The sequence below is a fragment of the Streptomyces sp. NPDC003943 genome (assembly GCF_053605265.1).
The window spans coordinates 59,505-77,122 of record NZ_JBSGIW010000026.1; the positions used below are offsets into that span (position 1 = coordinate 59,505).

At 71.7% G+C, this 17,618-nt stretch carries 18 protein-coding genes and 1 pseudogene; 9 read left to right on the forward strand and 10 right to left on the reverse strand.

Features of this window, described 5'->3' with window-relative positions; translation table 11 throughout:
* Nucleotides 1-45 precede the first annotated feature (45 nt).
* The 4 genes from ACWEV0_RS13915 to tsaB are packed head-to-tail and all read right to left on the reverse strand — an operon-like array spanning nt 46 to nt 2,549.
* On the reverse strand, nt 46-303 hold the full coding sequence (locus ACWEV0_RS13915) for a hypothetical protein (RefSeq protein ID WP_453149392.1): 258 nt from the start codon (nt 301-303) through the stop codon (nt 46-48).
* On the reverse strand, nt 300-1,403 hold the full coding sequence (gene tsaD, locus ACWEV0_RS13920; RefSeq protein ID WP_453149394.1) for a tRNA (adenosine(37)-N6)-threonylcarbamoyltransferase complex transferase subunit TsaD: 1,104 nt from the start codon (nt 1,401-1,403) through the stop codon (nt 300-302). Before tsaD ends, ACWEV0_RS13915 begins: the two co-directional genes overlap by 4 nt.
* Nucleotides 1,393-1,863, reverse strand: a complete 471-nt coding sequence (gene rimI, locus ACWEV0_RS13925; RefSeq protein ID WP_453149422.1) for a ribosomal protein S18-alanine N-acetyltransferase — start codon at nt 1,861-1,863, stop codon at nt 1,393-1,395. Before rimI ends, tsaD begins: the two co-directional genes overlap by 11 nt.
* Nucleotides 1,864-1,880: 17 nt before the next feature.
* The gene (tsaB, locus tag ACWEV0_RS13930; protein WP_453149395.1) at nt 1,881-2,549 is read right to left on the reverse strand and encodes a tRNA (adenosine(37)-N6)-threonylcarbamoyltransferase complex dimerization subunit type 1 TsaB; all 669 of its coding nucleotides are present in this window, start codon (nt 2,547-2,549) and stop codon (nt 1,881-1,883) included.
* Between the two features lie 121 nt (nt 2,550-2,670).
* On the opposite strand from tsaB, the gene ACWEV0_RS13935 reads away from it, so the two are divergent.
* Nucleotides 2,671-3,240 carry a hypothetical protein gene (locus ACWEV0_RS13935; RefSeq protein WP_453149397.1) on the forward strand — a complete coding sequence of 190 codons (570 nt, stop codon included), beginning with the start codon at nt 2,671-2,673 and terminating at the stop codon, nt 3,238-3,240.
* A 16-nt stretch (nt 3,241-3,256) separates the two neighbouring features.
* Here ACWEV0_RS13935 and ACWEV0_RS13940 read toward each other — a convergent pair whose 3' ends face one another.
* From ACWEV0_RS13940 to ACWEV0_RS13960, 5 genes are all read right to left on the reverse strand, one after another.
* Nucleotides 3,257-3,451: a hypothetical protein gene (locus tag ACWEV0_RS13940; protein ID WP_453149399.1), complete on the reverse strand. Its 195-nt coding sequence runs from the start codon at nt 3,449-3,451 to the stop codon at nt 3,257-3,259.
* Between the two features lie 110 nt (nt 3,452-3,561).
* Nucleotides 3,562-4,062 carry a tRNA (adenosine(37)-N6)-threonylcarbamoyltransferase complex ATPase subunit type 1 TsaE gene (gene tsaE / locus ACWEV0_RS13945; RefSeq protein WP_453149401.1) on the reverse strand — a complete coding sequence of 167 codons (501 nt, stop codon included), beginning with the start codon at nt 4,060-4,062 and terminating at the stop codon, nt 3,562-3,564.
* Nucleotides 4,063-4,090: 28 nt separating this feature from the next.
* Entirely contained in the window at nt 4,091-5,230 is a 1,140-nt protein-coding gene (locus ACWEV0_RS13950) for an alpha/beta fold hydrolase (RefSeq protein ID WP_453149403.1), read from the reverse strand.
* Between the two features lie 10 nt (nt 5,231-5,240).
* Entirely contained in the window at nt 5,241-6,389 is a 1,149-nt protein-coding gene (gene alr / locus ACWEV0_RS13955; RefSeq protein WP_453149405.1) for an alanine racemase, read from the reverse strand.
* Nucleotides 6,390-6,905: 516 nt separating this feature from the next.
* Nucleotides 6,906-7,283 (reverse strand): MerR family transcriptional regulator, encoded by a 378-nt coding sequence (locus tag ACWEV0_RS13960; protein ID WP_453149424.1) that lies wholly within the window; start codon nt 7,281-7,283, stop codon nt 6,906-6,908.
* Nucleotides 7,284-7,379: 96 nt separating this feature from the next.
* Here ACWEV0_RS13960 and ACWEV0_RS13965 point away from each other — a divergent pair, with 96 nt between their 5' ends.
* Nucleotides 7,380-9,416 (forward strand): APC family permease, encoded by a 2,037-nt coding sequence (locus tag ACWEV0_RS13965; RefSeq protein ID WP_453149407.1) that lies wholly within the window; start codon nt 7,380-7,382, stop codon nt 9,414-9,416.
* Here ACWEV0_RS13965 and ACWEV0_RS13970 read toward each other — a convergent pair.
* Nucleotides 9,361-10,020, reverse strand: a complete 660-nt coding sequence (locus tag ACWEV0_RS13970; protein ID WP_453149426.1) for a hypothetical protein — start codon at nt 10,018-10,020, stop codon at nt 9,361-9,363. The two genes, ACWEV0_RS13965 and ACWEV0_RS13970, sit on opposite strands and share 56 nt — an antisense overlap.
* Before the next feature lie 668 nt (nt 10,021-10,688).
* Between ACWEV0_RS13970 and hemL the strand changes: the two genes are divergently transcribed.
* The 7 genes and pseudogenes from hemL to ACWEV0_RS14005 form a co-directional block, all read left to right on the forward strand.
* Nucleotides 10,689-12,005 (forward strand): glutamate-1-semialdehyde 2,1-aminomutase, encoded by a 1,317-nt coding sequence (hemL, locus tag ACWEV0_RS13975; RefSeq protein WP_453149409.1) that lies wholly within the window; start codon nt 10,689-10,691, stop codon nt 12,003-12,005.
* Nucleotides 12,002-12,676: a histidine phosphatase family protein gene (locus tag ACWEV0_RS13980; RefSeq protein ID WP_453149410.1), complete on the forward strand. Its 675-nt coding sequence runs from the start codon at nt 12,002-12,004 to the stop codon at nt 12,674-12,676. The genes hemL and ACWEV0_RS13980 overlap by 4 nt, the downstream gene beginning before the upstream one ends.
* A gap of 176 nt (nt 12,677-12,852) precedes the next feature.
* On the forward strand, nt 12,853-14,106 hold the full coding sequence (locus ACWEV0_RS13985) for a hypothetical protein (RefSeq protein WP_453149412.1): 1,254 nt from the start codon (nt 12,853-12,855) through the stop codon (nt 14,104-14,106).
* Nucleotides 14,107-14,183: 77 nt separating this feature from the next.
* The gene (locus ACWEV0_RS13990; protein ID WP_451609073.1) at nt 14,184-14,795 is read left to right on the forward strand and encodes a TlpA family protein disulfide reductase; all 612 of its coding nucleotides are present in this window, start codon (nt 14,184-14,186) and stop codon (nt 14,793-14,795) included.
* Between the two features lie 27 nt (nt 14,796-14,822).
* Nucleotides 14,823-15,566, forward strand: a complete 744-nt coding sequence (locus ACWEV0_RS13995) for a cytochrome c biogenesis CcdA family protein (RefSeq protein ID WP_451609072.1) — start codon at nt 14,823-14,825, stop codon at nt 15,564-15,566.
* Between the two features lie 10 nt (nt 15,567-15,576).
* A complete protein-coding gene (gene resB, locus ACWEV0_RS14000) occupies nt 15,577-17,337 on the forward strand; it encodes a cytochrome c biogenesis protein ResB (RefSeq protein ID WP_453149414.1) in 1,761 nt (586 codons plus the stop codon).
* A pseudogene (locus ACWEV0_RS14005) lies at nt 17,334-17,618 on the forward strand (c-type cytochrome biogenesis protein CcsB); the annotation flags it as partial. The gene resB and the pseudogene ACWEV0_RS14005, both read left to right, overlap by 4 nt.

A 17,618-nucleotide genomic window follows, 5' to 3' on the forward strand; every position in this document is an offset into this window, starting at 1 on the left:
CGCTGTGGGATGCCCGATTCGAACGAAAGGTTGCTCCCGGTACGACTATCCGACTGATTCGAAGCGCCAGCGGTGCACCGGACGGGTGATCAGCTCCCCGTCCGGCTCCGGCAGCTCGGGCAGTTCCGCGTCGAGGCCGTCCGCCGTCTCCCACCAGGTGAGGACGAGGACCCGGTCCTGCGGGGCGCGGAAGGTCTCCCTGCGCACCGGCTCAGCCGGCAGCTCCTGCGCCCGCGCCCAGTCGAGGAGTTCGGCGCCGCGCCCCTCGGCGGCCCGCGCCTCCCACATCAAGGCGATCCTCACGAGTAGAGGTTCTCCTTGCTGACCTCGTGCACGTGGTCGTGGTCGTGCCGGTGGTTCCCCGGCACGTGCGACTCCGTCACCGGCAGCGACGAGTCCGCCGACAGCTCCAGGTCCGAGGCCGCCCGCCCGCGCGCCACCATCTCGGCGCCGAGCGCCGCGACCATGGCGCCGTTGTCCGTGCACAGGCCAGGCCGCGGCACCCGCAGCCGGATGCCGGCCCGCTCGCAGCGCTCCTCGGCGAGGGCCCGCAGCCGCGAGTTGGCGGCCACGCCGCCGCCGATCATCAGGTGGTCGACGCCCTCGTCCTTGCAGGCCCGGACGGCCTTGCGGGTGAGCACGTCGACGACGGCCTCCTGGAAGGACGCGGCCACGTCCCGTGCCGGCACCTCCTCGCCCGCGTTCCGCTTGGCCTCGATCCAGCGGGCCACGGCGGTCTTCAGACCGGAGAAGGAGAAGTCGTACGCCGGGTCCTTGGCGCCGCTCAGGCCGCGCGGGAAGGCGATGGCGGCCGGGTCGCCCTCCTTGGCGAGCCGGTCGATGACCGGGCCGCCCGGGAAGCCCAGGTCGAGGACGCGCGCGATCTTGTCGAACGCCTCGCCCGCCGCGTCGTCGATGGTCGCGCCCATCGGCCGCACGTCGGAGGTGATGTCGCTGGACAGCAGCAGCGAGGAGTGGCCGCCGGAGACGAGCAGCGCCATGGTCGGCTCGGGCAGCCGGCCGTGCTCCAGCTGGTCGACGCAGATGTGCGAGGCGAGGTGGTTGACGCCGTAGAGCGGCTTGCCGAGGGCGTAGGCGTACGCCTTGGCCGCCGACACGCCGACGAGCAGCGCGCCCGCCAGGCCGGGGCCCGCCGTGACGGCGATGCCGTCCAGGTCCTTCGGGGAGACGCCGGCGGTCTTCAGGGCGCGCTCGATCGTGGGGACCATCGCCTCCAGGTGCGCGCGGGAGGCGATCTCGGGGACGACGCCGCCGAAGCGGGCGTGGGTGTCGACGCTGGAGGCGACGGCGTCGGCCAGCAGGGTGGTGCCGTGCACGATGCCGACGCCGGTCTCGTCGCAGGAGGTCTCGATGCCGAGTACGAGCGGTTCGTCAGCAGCCATCTGAATCAGTCTCTGTTCCTTGAACGGTGTGTCGCATCACGAGCGCGTCCACGTTGCCGGGCTGGTAGTAGCCGCGGCGGAAGCCGATGGGTTCGAAGCCGAAGCGCTCGTAGAGCTTCTGGGCCCGGGTGTTGTCCACGCGCACTTCGAGGAGGACCTCTTCGCACTCGAAGGCGGTCGCGGCCTGGAGGAGGTCGGTGAGGAGCCGCGCGCCGAGGCCGGTGCCCCACTGGTCGCGGGCGACGGCGATGGTCTGCACGTCGCCGAGCCCGCCGGCCGCGGCGAGTCCCGCGTATCCGACGAGCCGGCCGGACGCGTCCTCGGCGACCATGTAGTGGCGGGTCGCGCGCGGCCCTCGGGCGTGCGCGAGCTCCGACCAGAACATCCCCTCCGACCAGGCGTCCTCGGGGAAGAGCTCGGCTTCGAGCGCGAGCACGGGCTCCAGGTCCCACCAGCGCATCTCACGGAGCACGGTCGTCACTTCGGAGTGACCACCTTGTAGTTCTTCGGCACCTGGGCGTCGGGGCGCCGCAGGTACATCGGCAGCGGGTCCAGGAAGCCCGCCTCGGCACCCTCGCGGCCCGCCGCCAGCCTCTCGGCCGCGAGGCCGGCGAGCGCGGCGGCCGACTGGTGCTCGGGGTCGCGGGCGTCGGGGAAGACGTCCGGGTAGAGCCGGGCCCCGGCGCCGACGACCGGCAGTCCGGCGAGCTGCTCGGCGATGTCGGCCGGCCGGTCGACGGACGCCTCGGTCACGCGCGTACGGGAGTTGTCGTAGCGGGCCCAGTAGACCTCCTTGCGCCGCGCGTCCGTGGCGACGGCGAAGGGCTCGTCGATCCCGGAGGCGTACGCGAGGCCGTCGAGGGTGCACAGGCCGTGCACCGGCACGCCGAGCGCGGAGGCGAAGGTGGCGGCCGTGACGAGGCCGACGCGCAGTCCGGTGTACGGGCCGGGGCCGACGCCGACGACGAGTCCGGTCACCGCGTCGAGCTTCAGCCCGGCCTTCTCGAGCACCCGGTCGACGGCGGGCAGCAGCAGCTCCCCGTGCCGACGGGCGTCGACCTGGCTCGACTCGGCGACGACGGAGTCGCCGTCGTGGAGGGCGACGGTGACGGCGGGTGTGGCGGTATCCATGGCGAGCAAGAGCACGCGAACAGCCTACGGCGCCGGGCGTGGGGGTGCGGCGCCCCGCCCTCGGACCCCGGCGGCTGCTACGGTCAGCCCGTCAGATTGACACCGATACGTACGTACGACAGAAGGTGGGCGCACGGTGGCACGGAGCAGCTCGGGATTCGTGGCCGGGCTCACCGCGGCGGCCGTCGCCGCGGTCGGTTTCCTCGCCTATCAGGCCTCGGCTCACGCGCCCTCGCCGGCCGAGCTGGCCGCCCAGCCGCGGACGCCCGCCACGGCGCCGTCCGCCGCGCCGAGCCAACAGCCCGAGCGCCCGCACAAGGACCCGACCGCGCTGCCCGCGAACTCCGGCAAGGGCGAGCGCGTGGTCTACGGGCTCGGCGACCGCAGGGTGTGGCTGGTGGACGCGAAGAACCAGGTCACGCGCACCTTCTCGGTCATGCCGAGCACGGTGTCGCCGCCGCCGGGCTCGTACGCGGTGACCTCGCGGTCCGGTTCGGTGCGCGGCTCCGACGGGGTGCAGATCGAGCACGTGGTGCGGTTCGCGACCGCGCAGGACGTGTCGATCGGCTTCAGCGCTGCGGTCGACGGCTCGACGCCGAGCCCGGACCCGGGCAAGAAGACCGGCGGCATCCGGATGAAGCGGGCGGACGGCGACGCGCTGTGGACGTTCGCGGCGATCGGCGCGAAGGTCGTCGTGGTCGCGTAACCCGGCGCCGTACGGCTCAGGCGGCCTCGTCGCGTACGGGCCGTACGGGCTCGGGCTCGTCGGTCGTGGCGGGCAGCGGCGTCTCGCGCTCGCGTGGCGGGGTCGACACGGCGTTGGCGGCGGCGCAGGCGGCGAGCAGCTCTCTCATCGAGACGTTCTCCGCCCGGTGCGCACCGCGGTCCTCGCGGTCCTCCCGCTCTGGCGTCGCCATGCCTGCCTCCCGTAGGTTAGGTACACCTAACCAGCTCGTGCATCCATGTGACCACGGTTCGGAGCACCTGCGCAACATTTTCCCGACAGGTTGTCGGAACCTACGTACGTTCAGGCCAACGACAGGTCCGCGTCCGCCCAGCGCGCGCCGATCCCGTTCAGGACGAGGGTGCGCCGGTCGTCCTCGGCGTCCGCCGTGTCGCCCACGACGCGGTGGATGAGCACGTGCAGCCGGTCGTCCGTCAGCTCCTCGACCTTGCCGTCACCCCATTCGACGACCACGACCGAGTCGGGCAGCGAGACGTCGAGGTCCAGGTCCTCCATCTCGTCGAGACCGCCGCCGAGCCGGTACGCGTCGACGTGGACGAGCGCCGGGCCGCCGGAGAGGGACGGGTGGACGCGGGCGATGACGAAGGTCGGCGAGGTGACCGCGCCCCGTACGCCCAGGCCCTCGCCGAGGCCGCGGGTCAGCGTGGTCTTGCCGGCGCCGAGCTCGCCGGTGAGCATCACGAGGTCACCGGGGCGCAGCAGCTTGGCGAGGCGTCGGCCGAGCTCCTTCATGCGCTCCGGCGAGTCGACTTCGAGGGTGACCTGGTTGAGCGGAGAGTCCATTCCGCCAACCTACCGAGCCGACGGGCGGCTAGCGGACGGCGGGCACCACGCCGACCCGCCCCAGCAGGTCGGCGATCCGGTCCGTGACCGCCTCCGGGTGCTCCAGCATCACCAGATGACCGGCGTCGGGCACGATCACCAGCTCCGCCTCCGGCAGCAGGTCGACGATGGCCTCGGTGTGCGAGCTGGGGGTGACCAGGTCGTGGTCGCCGGCGAGGGCGAGCACCGGCAGCTCCCGGAAGGCGGTGAGCGCCGCCGTCTTGTCGTGCTCGGCGAACGCCGGATAGAACTCGGCGACCACGTCGATCGGCGTCGACTCGATCATCCGCTCGGCGAACCGCACGACCGCCGGGTCGACGTCCTTCGACGAGAACGAGTACTTCTTGATCAGCCCGGCGAACAGGTCGGCCGTGGCCCGCCGCCCGCGCTCCACCAGCTCCGCCTGCGAGCCGAGCGCGCGCAGCACGCCCGGCAGCACGCGGCGCACCGCGTTGACGCCGGCCACCGGCAGTCCGTAGTTCACCTCGCCGAGCCGGCCCGCCGACGTACCGACGAAGCCGACGCCCACGACCCGTTCCCGCAGCAGCTCCGGGTACTGGCCGGCCAGGGCCATGATCGTCATGCCGCCCATGGAGTGCCCGAGCAGGACGAGCGGCCCCTCGGGCGCGGCCGCGTCGAGGACGGCCTTCAGGTCGCGGCCCAGCTGGTCGATCGAGACCGGCGCCGCGTCGGCTCCGGCCTGGGCCACCCCGCGCCCCGAGCGGCCGTGGCTGCGCTGGTCCCAGTGCACGGTGCGGACCAGGCCGCGCAGGGCGGCGCGCTGGAAGTGCCAGGAGTCCTGGCTCAGGCAGTAGCCGTGACTGAAGACGACGGTGACGGGCGCGGGGGCCTTGCGCCCGAAGAGACGGCGCCGGCGGGGCCCGGAGGGGTCGGGATCCACCTCGTCGACCTCGTAGTACAGCTCGGTGCCGTCGTCGGCGAGCGCCCGGCCGGGGGCGCCGCGCAGGGCGCCGTACGGGCCCTCGGCGTCGAGCGCGAGCCGCGCCTTCTGGCGTACGGAGCGCCCGACCGTGAGTCGTTCGAGGGCGACGCCGGCCGCCGCGCCGGCGGCCAGCACGCCTATCGCGGCACCGGCCCAGCCGGCCCGCCGCCAGGTCTCGTCGCCCACGGCCGCCCCCCTACTCCCCGAGGTAGACGCGCGGGACGCGCGCGCCGATCCGGGTGACGATCTCGTACGCGATGGTGTCGGCGGCCTCGGCCCAGTCCTGCGCGGTCGGCTCGCCGTCGTCGCCGGGGCCGAAGAGCACGGCCTCGGTGCCCGGCTCGGGCGTGTCGCCTTCGAGGTCGACGACGAACTGGTCCATCGCGACCCGCCCGGCCACCGTCCGCACCCGGCCGCCGACCAGGACCGGACCGCGGCTGGAGGCGTGCCGCGGGACGCCGTCCGCGTAGCCGAGCGGGATCAGGCCGAGCGTGGTCTCGCCGGGCGTCACGTAGTGGTGCCCGTACGACACGCCGTGGCCGCCCGGCACGTGCTTGACCAGGGCCACGCTCGCCTTCAGCGACATCACCGGGCGCAGTCCGAGCTCGGCGGAGGTGCCGACGGCCGGGTCGGGCGACACGCCGTACATGGCGATGCCGGGGCGGACGAGGTCGAAGTGGGTCTCGGGGAGGGTGAGCGTGGCGGGCGAGTTGGCGAGGTGGCGCACCTCGGGCTCGACGCCGGCCTTCTCCGCGAAGTCGAGCATCGAGCGGAAGACGTCCAGCTGGGCGGCGATCGACGGGTGCCCGGGCTCGTCGGCGCAGGCGAAGTGCGACCACAGGCCGGTGATCTTCACCAGTCCCTGTGCCTCGGCCTTCAGCGCCTCGGAGACCAGCTCGGGCCAGTCGGCGGGCTGGCAGCCGTTGCGGCCGAGGCCGGTGTCGGCCTTGAGCTGGATGCGGGCGGGACGCCCGACGGCCTGCGCGGCCTGCGTCACCTCCCGGAGCGCCCACATACCGCTGACCGACATGTCGAGCCCGGCCTCGATGCCCTGGTCCCAGGGGTCGCCCGGCGTCCACAGCCAGCACATGATCCGCGCCTCGGTGAGCCCCGCGGCCCGCAGCGCCAGCGCCTCGTGCGGCGTCGCCGTCCCCAGCCACGTCGCACCCGCCTGCAGCGCGGCCCGCGCACACCGCACGGCCCCGTGTCCGTACGCGTCCGCCTTCACCACGGCCATCACCTGGACGTGTGGCGCGACCCGGGCGCGCAGCGTGCGGACGTTCGCACGCAGCGCCCCGAGGTCGATCTCGGCGCGGGCTCGGCGGGGCGGCTGTGTCTGGCTCATCGCGGCCCAGTCTCTCAGGTCGGAGACCCGGGACCACGTACCCGGTCACCGGGACCGCGCCCCGCGCCTCGCGGAAGCGGGTGCGCGGGGACCCCTGCGCCCCCGCTGCGGGGCGCTCCACCCCACGCTGCGCGGTCGCCGCCCTTCCCCCGTCGTGGGCATTCGTTCCTCCCCCGGACTTCGTCCGGGGGGACCCCCAGGCGGAACGGGTGGGCACAACGGAACGGCGCCCCTTGCCGGGCCTGGGCTCCTCGGGCGTTGACCTCCACCGAGAGGGCGCCGCGGTCGTCGTGCGGGCCCGGGCCCAAGGGGCGGAGGCGCCGCCGAGGGCGCCGTCCCGTGTGCCCACCCGTCCCGCCCTGTGGGGACGATTGCCCACACGGGGGGGAGGGGGGGGGGAGCGGCCCCCCCCCCGGGGGACGGCGGCCCGGGCCGGCGGGCTGCAGCCCACGCGGAGGGAGGGGCAGCCCACACGGGGGGAGGGGGGAGCCACTCGTCCTGGTGCTCGTCTCGCTGCTACGCCAGCCAGCTTCCCAGGGATCCCGCGAACTCCTCCGCTCTCGTCAGTTGCTCGCGCAGTTCCGACACCCGGGCCCTCGCCGCCTCCTCGTAGCGGCGGACGCGGGCCACCAGGGCGGCGCGGGTCGGCGGGTCGAGGTCGGGGGCGGCCGATGCGAGGCGGTCCAGGGCGGTGAGGAGGTCGCGGGTCTCGTCGAGGGTGAAGCCGAGGGGTTTCATGCGGCGGATCACCATCAGGCGGGCGACGTCGGCGTCCGTGTAGAGGGGGAAGCCGCCCTCGGAGGCGGCGGAGGGGACGACCAGGCCGCTGTCCTCGTACTGGCGGATGGTGCGCAGCGAGAGTTCGGTCCGTTCCGCGACCTCGCCGATCTTCATGGGGCGGGCGGTGGGCACAACGCTCAGCACAGACAGGTCCTTCCGGCGGGCGCGGCTTCCGCGCATTAGATCCGATTCGTCCTAACTTCAGCACTTATGAGAGCTGGAAACGTGGCGAAACGCCTGCTGGTAGGACGTCCGTTGGACAGCGCGCGGCTCGGCGAGACCCTGTTGCCCAAACGGCTCGCCCTGCCGATCTTCTGCAGCGACCCGCTCTCCTCCGTCGCCTACGCCACCGAGGAGATCCTGCTGATCCTGGCGCTCGGCGGGCTCGCCGTGCTGCATCTGACCTGGTGGGCGGCGATCGGCATCGTCGTGCTGCTGCTCGTGGTCGTCGCCTCGTACCGGCAGACCTGCTACGCCTACCCGGGCGGCGGCGGGGCCTACATCGTCTCCTCGGAGAACCTGGGCACCACGGCGGCGCTGACCGCCGCCAGCGCGCTGCTGATCGACTACGTGATGACCGTCGCCGTCTCCGTCGTCTCCGGGGTCGCCGCGATCACCTCGGCCGCGCCCGCGCTCAGCGATCACGCGACCCTGCTCTGCGTGGGCTTCGTGATCCTGCTGGCCTGGCTGAACCTGCGCGGGGTGCGCGAGTCGGGCCGCTGGTTCGCCGTGCCGACGTACGCCTTCGTCACGGTGATCTACGTGATGTTCGCGGTCGCGGCGGTCCGGATGGCGACCGGCGCCACCATCCGCGCCGAGTCCGCGGACCTGCCGGTCAACGCGGTCTCCACGTACTCGGGCATCGCGCTCGTCCTCCTCGGGCTGCGCGCCTTCGCGTCCGGGTGCACCGCGCTCACCGGTGTCGAGGCGATCAGCAACGGCGTACCGGCCTTCGAGAAGCCGAAGAGCCGCAACGCCGCCATGACGCTGGCGATCATGGGCGGGTTCTCCGTGACCATGTTCTTCGGCATCACGACGCTCGCGATGGTCTACGACGTGCACGTCGCCGAGGACCCGACCCAGCTGGGGCTACCGCCCGGAACCCCGACCTCCACCGCGCTCGCCCAGATCGGCCGCGCCACCTTCGGCGACTGGCACGTCCTCTTCTACGCCCTCCAGGCCGTCACCGCGGGCGTCCTCATCCTGGCGGCCAACACCGCCTTCAACGGTTTCCCCATGCTCGCCTCCGTCCTGGGGCGCGACCGCTTCGTGCCGCACCAGCTCGTCCACCGGGGCGACCGGCTCGTCTACTCCAACGGCGTCATCCTCCTGGCCCTGACCGCGACCGCCCTGATCGTGGCCTTCGACGCCAACCTGACCCGTCTCATCCAGCTCTACATCATCGGCGTCTTCGTCTCCTTCACCCTGTCCCAGGCGGGCATGGTCAGGCACTGGCGGCGAGAACTCGCCAACCCGGCCGCCGCCCCGCCCGCCTCGGCCGCCCGCCGCAACGTTCTGCGCCGGCTCGCCATCAACGCCTTCGGCGCGTGCCTGACGGCCGTCGTGCTCGTGATCGTCCTCATCACCAAGTTCACGCACGGCGCCTGGATCGTCGTCATCACGATGCCGCTGCTCTTCCTCGGCATGAAGGCGGTGCGCCGCCACTACGACACCGTCGCCGCCGAGGTCGCGGTCGCGCCCGACGCCCACCCGCGGCCGCTCGCCGAGAACCACGTCCTCGTCCTGGTCGCCTCGGTCAACGCGCCGAGCCTGCGCGCCCTGTCGTACGCCAAGACGCTGAAGCCCGCCTCGCTCGCCGCCGTCACCGTCGCCGAGGATCCCGCCGCAGCGGAGGCGCTGGAGGCCGCGTGGGAGGAGCACGGCATCGACGTGCCGCTGACGGTGCTGAACTCCCCCTACCGCTCGATCGTGCAGCCGGTCCTGCGGCACATCCGGGACACGCCGGAACGCGGCGCCGACTCGGTCGTCTCCGTCGTCATCCCCGAATACGTCGTCGGCCGCTGGTGGGAGCAGCCGCTGCACAACCAGAGCGCGCTGCGCCTCAAGGCCCGGCTGCTGTTCATGAAGAACGTCGTGGTCATCGACGTCCCCTACCGGCTCGCGTCCGCGCGCGAGCTGGCGGCCGCGGGCGCGGGGGGTGCCGGGGGCGGCGGTGCGGGTGGTACGGGCGCTACGGCCACACCAGGCAGTACGGCTGGTGGCCCGCCTCGTGCAGACGGTGGCTGAAGTCCTGCCACTCGTGCAGCAGCTGGTAGACGTTGAACGCGTCCTGTGGGCCGCCGCGGTCGGGGACCGTGGACCAGATGAAGGCGGCGGCGCCGACCGACTCCTCGCCGATCCCGCGCAGCGGGTCGACGGCGGTCATGGGCAGCTTCACCACCGCGTAGTCGGGATGCAGGACGACGAGTTCGAGCGGAGGGACCTTGTGCAGGGGCATGCCCTGGATGCCGGTGAGGACCATCGCGGCTATGGTCTCCGGCTTGATCCGGGTGAACATCCCGCCCATGCCGAGCTCGTCACCGCCGAGCTCCTCGGGACGCATCGAGATCGGGACGCGGGCCGCGGTCGCGCCGTCCGGCGCGCCGAAGTACTTGTACGTCACCCCCAAGCGGCCTCTCCCGACACTCGCGCCGTCCACCGCCGGTCCGTCGATCCGGCCGGTGGTCTCCCGAACCTCCCGCGACTCGCGCGCCGCCCGGGCACGCCGGGCCCTGGCCCGGCCGAGCCGCGAGTCGTCCACGACACCGCCCGGATCCCCGGCCGGCGGCTCGCCGCCCCTCGAAGCGTCGCCGCTCTTCGGACCCTCCCCGCCTAGCCGCGACTCGCCCATGCGCGACTCGCCCGTACGTGATTCGCCCATGCGGCTCTCGCCCAGGCGCGACTCGCCCGTACGGGACTCGCCCATTCTCGGCTCGTGCGTCCGGGACTCGTAGGCCTTCGGCTCATTCGCCCGCGGATCGTTCCCCCGCGGCTGGCCCGTCCTCGGCTCGTTCCCCCGGGGCTCGCCCACCCTCGGCTCGCCCGGTCGCGGCTCGTTCCCCCTCGGCTCGTTCCCCCGGGGGTCGCTCATCCTCGGCTCGCTCGACTTCGGCTCGCCCGACCTCGGCTCGCCCGGTCTCGGCTCGCCCGTGCGCGGCTCGTTGGCCCTCGGCTCTTCCGTCCTCCGGCGCCGGTGCCTCCCCCGCCGGACAGGGTCGGGACCCAGGTCGTCAGTCCCCTCACCCGGTCCGCCACCGCGATGCATATCTCCACCCGACTTGTTCCAGGCCGCACGCGTCCGCCACGCGGTCCGATCATCGTGACAGTGACCTCCCCCACGGTCCTGCGGTGAAACACCTGTCCGCAAGATCGCCGTGGCCTCTGACACCATGGATTCCGTGAGCCATCCCTATGACGCCCCAGTTTCGCAGACGCGGAGGACAGCCGCCCCGGCGTAATTCACAGGGTGCCCACACCGTCCCTCCGTATCACACGTCGTACTCGCAGGTCAGGATCACAGTGCCGTATTCATACGAAGCTCCAGTCTCACAGACGCTTTTCGACCGCGCCTCGGTTGTGACGCCCGGCGGCGTGAACTCTCCGGTACGAGCCTTCCGGGCCGTGGGTGGAACGCCCCGGTTCATGGTGTCCGGTACCGGTCCGTACCTCACCGACGCCGACGGTCGCGAGTACGTCGACCTGGTCTGCTCGTGGGGGCCGATGATCCTCGGGCACGCGCACCCCGAGGTGACCGCGGCGGTGCAGGCGGCGGTGGCGCGCGGCACCTCCTTCGGTACGCCGGGCGAGGGCGAGGTCGCGCTCGGCGAGGAGATCGTGGCGCGGATCGAGCCGGTCGAGCAGGTCCGCCTGGTGTCCTCCGGCACCGAGGCGACGATGTCGGCGATCCGGCTCGCCCGCGGCTTCACCGGGCGCGCGAAGGTCGTCAAGTTCGCGGGCTGCTACCACGGCCACGTGGACGCGCTGCTCGCCGCGGCCGGCTCCGGCGTGGCCACCTTCGGCCTGCCCGACACGCCCGGCGTGACCGGCGCCCAGGCCGGTGACACGATCGTGCTGCCGTACAACGACCTGGAGGCGGTGCGGGCCGCGTTCGCCGCGCACCCGGGTGAGATCGCCTGTGTGATCACGGAGGCGTCGCCGGGCAACATGGGCGTCGTGCCGCCGCGGCCCGGCTTCAACCAGGGCCTTGCGGACCTGTGCCGGGAGAACGGCGCGCTGTACATCTCCGACGAGGTCATGACCGGTTTCCGCACCTCGCGGGCCGGCTGGTACGGCGTCGACGGCGTCCGCCCCGACCTGATGACCTTCGGCAAGGTCATGGGCGGCGGCTTCCCGGCCGCGGCCTTCGGCGGCCGCGCCGACGTCATGGGCCACCTCGCCCCGGCCGGCCCGGTCTACCAGGCCGGCACGCTCTCCGGTAACCCGGTCGCGACCGCCGCCGGGCTCGCGCAGCTGAAGCTGCTCGACCAGGCCGCGTACGACAAGGTCGACGCGGTGTCCGAGGAGATCCAGGGCCTGGTCACCGACGCGCTGACCAAGGAGGGCGTGGCGCACCGGCTGCAGACCGCGTCCAACATGTTCTCGGTGTTCTTCACCGCGGACGAGGTGCGGAACTACGACGACGCGAAGAAGCAGGAGGCGTTCCGCTTCAACGCCTTCTTCCACTCGATGCTCGCCGACGGCGTCTACCTGCCGCCGTCGGCCTTCGAGTCCTGGTTCGTGTCCACCGCCCACGACGAGCGCGCGGTCGAGCGGATCGCCGCCGCCCTGCCCGCGGCCGCCCGCGCCGCCGCCGAGGCCACGGAGGTCCAGGCATGACCGACATCACCGTCGTCCACCTGATGCGGCACGGCGAGGTCCACAACCCGGACGGCATCCTCTACGGGCGCCGCTCCGGCTACCACCTCTCCGAGCTGGGCCGGCAGATGGCCGACCGGGTCGCCGAGCACCTCGCCGGCCGGGACATCACCCATGTCGTGGCCTCCCCGCTGGAGCGGGCGCAGGAGACGGCGGCCCCGATCGCCAAGACCCACGGCCTGGACCTGGCCACCGACCCGCGCCTCATCGAGGCGGGGAACGTCTTCGAGGGCAAGACCTTCGGCGTCGGCGACGGCGCGCTGCGCAAGCCGGGCAACTGGAAGCACCTCACCAACCCGTTCAAGCCGTCCTGGGGCGAGCCGTACCTGGAGCAGGTCGTGCGCATGATGGGCGCGCTCGACGCGGCGAAGGACGCGGCGCGCGGGCACGAGGCGGTGTGCGTGAGCCACCAGCTGCCGATCTGGATCGTGCGCAGCTTCGTGGAGAAGCGCCGGCTGTGGCACGACCCGCGGCGCCGGCAGTGCACGCTGGCCTCGCTGACCTCGTTCACGTACCAGGGCGACCGGATCGTGTCCGTCGGCTACAGCGAGCCGGCCCTGGACCTCGTACCGGTGCATCTGCGCGCCGGGGCCAAGCCGGTCAAGGGGAAGGCGAAGGCGTTCGGGGCGTAGCCCGCGGCATCCCTCCTGGCTCATCATCAGGGCGGTCGTTCGTTCGTGTCTTGCACGGGCGAACGGCCGCCTTGAAATTATTGTGCTATTTCCCGGAACCTCCGAGTTCCTCCCGGCATCTCACTGGATGTCGGTTGCGTCGTTGTATTGCGGGATGTGGGGATCGGATGCGCGGGATGGGGCAGGTCAGCCGGAGGAAGCTCCTCGGCGCGGGCGTCGGGGCGGCCGCGGCGCTCGGGATCGCCGGGTGCAGCACCAACGGCCAGGACAAGAACGGCCGTTCCGGTTCGGGCAAGGACGGGAACGCGACCGGTGGCCCGGACGGTTCCCCCACGCCCACGCAGAACGACGGCAAGCCCATCGGTGACGGTTCCACCTCCGACACCGGAAAGCAGCCGAACCAGCCCGACGCCCCCGTGCCGCTGCAGCCGGGTCAGACCCCGCCGCAGTTCGTGGTGTTCTCCTGGGACGGCGCCGGCGAGGTCGGCAACGGCCTCTTCCCGCGCTTCCTCGAGCTGGCCAAGAACCACGACGCGCGGATGACCTTCTTCCTCTCCGGGCTCTATCTGCTGCCCGAGTCGAAGAAGGACCTCTACCGGCCGCCGAACAACCGCGTCGGCGCCTCCGACATCGGCTACCTCACCGACGAGCACGTCAAGGCCACCCTGAAGTACGTCCGCCAGGCGTGGCTGGAGGGCCACGAGATCGGCACCCACTTCAACGGGCACTTCTGCGGCGGCTCCGGCTCCGTCGCCCACTGGACCCCGGCCGACTGGCAGAACGAGATCGACCAGGCGATCGGCTTCGTGACGAAGTGGAAGACGAACAGCGGCTGGACCGACCTCGACGCGCTGCCCTTCGACTACACCAAGGAGCTCGTCGGCGGCCGCACCCCCTGCCTGCTCGGCCAGGACAACCTGCTGCCGACCGCCAAGCGGCTCGGCTGGCGCTACGACGCCAGCTCGCCGGGCGGCCGCCAGATGTGGCCGGTCAAGCGGAAGGACATCTGGGACTTCCCGCTCCAGGCCGTGCCCTTCCCGGGCCACTCCTTCGAGGTGCTCTCGATGGACTACAACATGCTCGCCAACCAGTCCAAGAACACCACCAAGGGCATGCCCTCCCGCTACCCGGGCTGGCGCGAGCAGGCCACCGAGGCGTACGTGTCGGGCTTCAAGCGCGCGTACGAGACGAACCGCGCGCCCTTCTTCATCGGCAACCACTTCGAGCACTGGAACGGCGGCATCTACATGGACGCCGTCGAGGAGGCCCTGAAGCAAATGGCCGGGAAGAAGGACGTCCGACTGGTCTCCTTCAAGCAGTTCACGGACTGGCTGGACGTGCAGGATCCGAAGATCCTGGCGAAGCTGCGTACGCTTGAGGTCGGGCAGTCGCCGGCGGGTGGCTGGAACACATTCCTCAAGACGGCTTAGGTTTTCTTGACAAGGGGCTTTACGGGCACGTAGGGGGGCGCCCAAGATCCCCGAAGCGCCCATGCGAAACTTTTCACATGAGCCTTAGCCGCGCCCCTCGTCGCGCCCTGCTGGCGGTCGGAACCCTGGCCGCCGCGCTCGCGCTGACCGCATGCAGCTCCGATTCCAACGGCAAGTCCGGTGGCGGTGGCGGCACCAACTTCGTGACCAACACGGGCGGTATCTCCACCGTCGCCAAGGGCGAGCGCGAGGCGGCCGGCAAGCTCGCCGGCGAGACGGTCGACGGCAAGCAGCTGGACGTCGCCGACTTCAAGGGCAAGGTCGTCGTCCTCAACGTCTGGGGCTCCTGGTGCAGCCCCTGCCGCGCCGAGGCGCCGCATTTCGCCAAGGTCGCCAAGGAGATGAAGGCCCAGGGCAAGGCCGTCGAGTTCGTCGGGATCAACACCCGCGACTTCGAGAAGACCAAGGCCGTCAACTTCGAAGCGGACTACGGGATCACGTATCCCAGCCTCTTCGACCCGGCCGGAAAGCTCATTCTCAACGGATTCCCCAAGGGCACCCTGAATCCGCAGGCCATTCCGTCCACCATCGTTCTCGACAAGGACGGAAAGATCGCCGCGCGCTCCCTCATGGCGCTCGACGACACCAAGCTCCGTTCCATGATCGACCCGCTCCTCGCCGAGAAGTGACCGGGAATCGGAAACGGGGAATGTGACGTGGATCCCAATCAGACGGTGCTGAGCGGCACCCTGCTGCTCGCGCTGCCGATCGCCGCGCTCGGCGGGCTCGTCTCCTTCTTCTCGCCGTGCGTGCTGCCGCTCGTCCCCGGCTATCTGAGTTACGTGACCGGCGTCACCGGCACCGACCTCGGCGAGGCCCGGCGCGGCCGGATGACCGCGGGCGCGGCGCTGTTCGTGCTCGGCTTCTCCACCGTCTTCGTCTCCAGCGGGGCGCTCTTCGGCTTCTTCGGCTGGACGCTCCAGGAGCACCGCGACACCCTGACCACCGTCCTGGGCGTGCTCATGATCCTCATGGGCGTGTTCTTCCTGGGCCTCATGCCCTGGTTCACCCAGCGCGAGTTCCGCTTCCACCGGAAGCCGGTCGCCGGGCTCGTCGGCGCGCCGCTGCTCGGCGCGCTGTTCGGCATCGGCTGGACACCGTGCATCGGCCCGACGCTCGCCGCCGTCAACGCGCTCGCCGCGCAGGAGGCCAGCGCCGGCCGCGGGGCGATGCTGACCGTCGCGTACTGCCTCGGTCTCGGGGTGCCGTTCATCCTGACGGCCGTCGCCTTCCGCAAGGCGCTCGGCGCGTTCGCCTGGGTGAAGAAGCACTACACGTGGGTGATGCGGATCGGCGGCGGCATGATGATCGTGACCGGCGTCCTGCTGCTCACAGGCGCATGGGACACCATGGTCTCCACGATGCAGAGCTGGTCCAGCGGTTTCACGGTGGGGATCTGAGAGTCACGGGATGAGCAACACAGACACGACAGAGCAGCAGGAGACCGGCCTCGGCGAGGCCGGCGCCCAGCTGTCCACCGCGCCCCAGGAGTCCGCCGAGGACACCGTCATCGGCGGCCCCACCCTCGGCGTCATCGGCTGGATCCGCTGGTTCTGGCGGCAGCTGACGTCCATGCGGGTCGCGCTGATCCTGCTCTTCATGCTGTCCCTCGGCGCGATCCCGGGCTCGCTCATCCCGCAGAACAGCGCGGACGAGCTGAAGGTGCGGACCTTCAAGGAGGCCCACACCACCCTCGCGCCGATCTACGACAAGATCCAGTTCTTCGACGTCTACAGCTCGGTGTGGTTCTCCGCGATCTACATCCTGCTGTTCGTCTCGCTCATCGGCTGCATCCTGCCCCGCACCTGGCAGTTCGGCGGCCAGCTGCGCGGCCGCCCGCCGGGCGCCCCCAAGCGGCTCACCCGCCTCCCCGCGTACACCACCTGGCGCACCGAGGCCTCGCCCGAGCAGGTCCGCGAGGCCGCGCTGCGCATCCTCAAGGGCCGCCGCTTCCGCGCCCACACCGTCGGCGACGCCGTCGCCTCGGAGAAGGGCTATCTGCGCGAGGCCGGCAACCTGATGTTCCACGTCGCGCTCATCGTCATGCTGGTCGCCTTCGCCTGGGGCCAGCTGTTCAAGTCCGAGGGCGGCAAGCTGATCGTCGAGGGCGACGGCTTCTCCAACACGCTCACCCAGTACGATGACTTCAAGTCGGGCTCGCAGTTCAGCGTCGAGGACCTGCCTCCGTTCAGCTTCAAGCTGGACGAGTTCACCGGCACGTACGAGAAGAACGGCCCGCAGCGCGGCACCCCGCGCACCTTCGAGGCGGCCGTCACGTACTCCGAGGGCGGCGGCCCCGACAAGAAGTCGGTCATCCGGGTCAACGAGCCGCTGGAAGTCGGCGGCGCGAAGGTCTATCTGATCTCCCACGGGTACGCGCCCGTGGTCACCGTCCGCGACGGGCGCGGCAAGGTCGTCATGCACGAGCCCGTACCGATGCTGCCCTTCGACAACAACGTCACCTCGTCCGGCGCGATCAAGGTGATGGACGGCTACCGCGACAAGAACGGCAAGAAGGAGCAGCTGGGCTTCTCGGCCCTCTTCGTGCCGACCTTCGCGGGCGCGGGCAAGGGCTCGATGTTCTCCCAGTTCCCCGCGCTGGAATTCCCCGTCCTGGCGGTCACCGGCTACCACGGCGACCTGCGCGTGAACTCCGGTCTGCCGCAGAACGTGTACCAGCTCGACACGTCCAAGATGAAGCAGTTCAAGGTCCAGGGCGGCACCGGTGTCGCCAACCGGCTCCTGCCCGGCGAGACCATGAAGCTGCCCGACGGCGCCGGCTCGATCACCTTCGAGAAGGAGATCAAGGAGTGGGCGAGCTTCCAGGTCACCCAGCAGCCCGGCAGCGGCCTCGCCCTCACGGGCGCGCTCGCCGCCATCGCCGGTCTGGCCGGCTCGCTCTTCATCCAGCGCCGCCGGGTCTGGGTCCGGGCGGTACGGGGAGCGGACGGCGTCACCGTCGTCGAGATGGCGGGCCTGGGGCGGAGCGAGTCCGCCAAGCTGCCCGAGGAGCTGGCCGAACTCGCGGTCCTGCTCAACGCCGAGGCGCCGACGGCGCCGGAGCCGGGACCGGAATCCGCTGATGCGGCGGAAGAACCCGCCGAGACAACTGCCGAAGAGGCACCCGCCACCGAGGCACCTGCCGAAAAGTCCGAAGGGGCTGAGAAGTGATCCTCGCCGCCGCGACCAACGAGAGCCTGGCGCACACGAGTAACTACCTCATCTACTCGTCGATGGCCGTCTACACGCTGGCCTTCCTCGCGCACATCGCCGAGTGGGTGCTGGGCAGCCGCAGCAAGGTCGGCCGCACCGCCGCCGCGCTGACTCCGTCCGCCGCCCAGCCGGCGGCCGCGGCCCCGGCCGTGACCGTGCAGGTCAAGACGGCCGGCGGGGGCACGGCCGTGCTCGACAAGCCGAAGGTCGTCACGCGCTCCGCGGCCGGCGGGCCGGCC